Raw genomic sequence first — 467 nt, forward strand, 5'->3', positions numbered from 1 at the left:
GAACATGTACAACAGGACATAAAAGCGCTTAGCGATGTCCTTGGTGGCTTGATCCATTGAGCCGGATACATCCATTAAGCAGAACATTACCGCCTGGCTGGATGGGATAGGGCGTTTTTCATAGTTTTTGAAACGCAGGTCGAAGGTGTCAATAAAGGGCACACGTCTCATTTGAGCGCGGATCTCTTCTATCTCTTCCTTAATGCTTTTCTCTTGCAGTGGTTTTGCTGGCTCGCAACTTTTTAGGGACGTCAGTTCATCTTCTAACTCACGGAGTTTACGCTTCTTACCTGCAGACATTGCAGTGCGTCGCGCCAAAGATTGTTGTAGCGAACGAACGACGGCTATGTTGGAAGGAATGCCTGCTGTTTGGTAACCCGCTCGATGAGTTTTCCATTCAGTGATGCGGTTAACTTGGTTTTTCTTAAGGTTTGGAAGCGCGAGATCTTCAAACAGAATGTCTAGAT

General features: G+C 46.3%; 1 protein-coding gene. It reads right to left on the minus strand.

What is annotated here, in order from left to right; genetic code table 11:
• Nucleotides 1-467: DUF444 family protein (locus tag AB4585_RS27120; protein ID WP_372171839.1), on the minus strand; the 467-nt coding region annotated here is incomplete at both ends.

The organism is Vibrio sp. 10N.222.49.C9 (assembly GCF_041474985.1).
GTDB lineage: Bacteria > Pseudomonadota > Gammaproteobacteria > Enterobacterales > Vibrionaceae > Vibrio > Vibrio crassostreae_C.